Source organism: Halomonas sp. 707D4, assembly GCF_024158685.1.
Taxonomy (GTDB): domain Bacteria; phylum Pseudomonadota; class Gammaproteobacteria; order Pseudomonadales; family Halomonadaceae; genus Vreelandella.
The window spans coordinates 1-2576 of sequence record NZ_JAMZBD010000437.1 but is presented as its reverse complement, the minus strand read 5'-3'; the positions used below and the strand labels follow the sequence as shown (position 1 = coordinate 2576).

Genomic DNA, 2576 nt, shown 5'->3' with positions numbered 1-2576 from the left:
TCCCCGGGCCTGGTCGATCAGGGCTTCGGCGGCCTTGAACGCCAGCGCCACCATGGTGATCGTGCTGTTGCCGCAGGCGGTGCTCGGCATCGCGCCGCCGCCGGGCAGGAAAAGGTTGGGGTGATCGAAGGCGCGGCAGTCGCTGTCCACCACCGACGTCGCCGGGTCGTCGCCCATGATGGTGCTGCCCATCAGGTGCTTGCTCTGGGCGAAGGCGCTGGGCTCCTTGACCTCGACCGCGCCCATGGCCTCGGCGATGCGCCGGGCGATGGGCATCGAGTAGACCTCGGCGGAGCGGCGGGTGTAGTCGCCCACGTCGTAGTAGACCTGGGGCTTGGGCAGGCCCAGCCAATCCTTTTTGGCAGAGAGGGTCAGCCGGTTGTTGGCGTCCGGCAGGATCTCGTGGGCGGCGACGATGCTGACGGTGCAGGCCACGCGGCGGCGGATCTCCTCGTCCAGCGCGCGGCCCACCTTGCCGGTGGCGAGCGCGTTGAAGGTCTCGTAGCGGTTGCGCGCGAAGTTGTTCATGCGGAAGTAGGCGCCGGCGTGCTCGGCGCGAAAATCGCCCTGGGAGGTCTCCATGATGCCGCTGTTGACCACCGGCCCCTGGCCCAGCCAGTAGGGCTCGTCGAGGGTCAGGGTCAGGCCCAGCTGCGGGTGGTCCATCATGTTGCGACCCACCTGGTCGGAGCTGTTGGCGAGACCATTGGGGTTGCGCGAATCCGCCGACATCAGCAGAAGCTTCGGCGTCTCGATGGCGTTGCAGGCGATCACGAAGTGCTTGCCGGTCACCCGGTGCTCCTGGCGCTCCGGGTCGAGGTAGTGCACCGCCTCGATGCGGTTGCCCTCGCCGGTCTCGATGCGGTGCGCCACGGCGTTGGAGAGGATCACCGCGCCCTTCGCCTCCAGCCGGTTCAAGGCGGTGGCCGCATCGTACTTGGCGCCGATGGGGCAGACCGGCACGCAGTTGTTGTTGCCGCAGCAGGCCGGGCGGTCGTCATAAGGCATGCCGCTGTTGCGTGCCTGGGACACCGGCAGGTTGGTGTAGCCCAGCGCCTCCTTCATCACGCGGGTGAACTTCTCCTCGCCCGGCGAGAAGGGCAGGGGCGGCATCGGGTAGGGGGCGCTGCGCGGGCGCGGCGGCCACTGCAGTGCCGGGTCGGAAGGCCCGCAGATACCGAGCTTCTGCTCCGCCATGTTGTAGTAGGGGTCGAGGGTGTCGTAGTCGAACACCCAGTCGCGGCCCACGCCGTAGAGCGAGTTCAGCCGCATGTCCTCCGGCGTCAGGCGCCAGCTGGTGCCGGCCCAGTGCCAGGTCGAGCCGCCGGCGTAGCGGATGTAGGTCTGGGCGTAGGAATCCGGGCCTTCGAGCTGCAGGTAGTCGTCGCCGGGCATCGGGTGCGGCGCCCAGGGCTTGGGCGGGTAGCTCGACGAGGCGCTGCCCTTGAGGCCGAGCGGCAGGTTGCGGTAGTTCTCGACGACTTCGGCGCGGCTCACGCGCGGGCCGGCCTCGAGCATCAGTACGGAGTGGCCGGCATCGAGCAACTGCTCGGCGACGACGACGCCGACGACACCGGTACCGACGATCACCACGTCGGCGGAAGTAGTTTGAGTCATGAGGAGTCAGGGTCTTTTGAAGTGAGTTCTTTTAAAATGCGTTCTTCAGGAATGCGTGCTTGCGGATCAGAAGCGCGGAACGGGCAATAGCGGGGCCGGCGCCCGGGCCCAGCCGTTCGGGGCGGAGAAGGCGTAGGTCGGGATCGGCACGATATCCAGCGTGGTCTGGTAGGTCAGCGCGTGCTCGAAGGTGAACTGCTCGGCATCGGGAGCGCCGCTCGAGGCGCCGGAGTACCAGGCGGCGATGATCCAGTAGGCCAGCTCGCGATCCTCTTCGGGGATGTCATCGAAGAACTGCTCGACTTCCTGCGCGTCACGCTCGTCGGCGATGGCGATGATGCGCTCGACCCGCTCGGCAAGCCCCGCGTATTTCTGGGCGGCGAAGGCGGCGATGCGCAGCCCCGTCCCTTCGTCGAGCCGGTGGTTGATCAGTCGGCCGGAGAGCTCCATGAAGCGCTGGTGCAAGGGGGTGCCCTGAAACGCTCGTGCCCAGGCAAGCGTGGGGCCTGCGAAGGTGAAGTAGCCAAGCAGACTGGCGCCGCCGATCAAGAGCTTTCGACGAGAGACGCCGGGAGAGGGGAAGGAGTGTTGCACGCGGGTTACCTTGAATGATGTGGAGTCGGGCGGTCGATCAGTGGCCATGGCCCCGGTCCGGTGACGGCCCGGCGACTATTTGCGCGCTAATTGTATCGTCAGGGCGGCAGAATATTAAGTGACTTCTTATACATCCCCGTCATGGCTATATCCTTAGACTAAGGTATAATCAGCGCGGACCGATAGCGTGTCTGAAAATCAATGACAGGATGCGCTGCCCCGCCGCCACGCGGCCCTTCGCTGCCGGGAAGGCAAGGAACCAAACATGGCAACACTCTCTCGCCGCCGCGTCATTCAGTTGGCCGGCGGCTTTGCGCTTACCGGCGTGGCCGGGCGCTGGCTCACGCTGCCCGAGGCCTGGGCAG

General features: G+C 66.6%; 2 protein-coding genes. Both read right to left on the bottom strand.

Annotated features, from left to right (window positions below):
- A partial coding sequence (locus BIS11_RS14900; RefSeq protein WP_253586411.1) for a GMC family oxidoreductase occupies window positions 1–1617 on the bottom strand: 1617 nt, incomplete at its 3' end.
- A gap of 66 nt (window positions 1618–1683) precedes the next feature.
- Window positions 1684–2211 carry a sorbitol dehydrogenase family protein gene (locus BIS11_RS14895; protein ID WP_253426246.1) on the bottom strand — a complete coding sequence of 176 codons (528 nt, stop codon included), beginning with the start codon at window positions 2209–2211 and terminating at the stop codon, window positions 1684–1686.
- Between the last annotated feature and the right edge of the window lie 365 nt (window positions 2212–2576).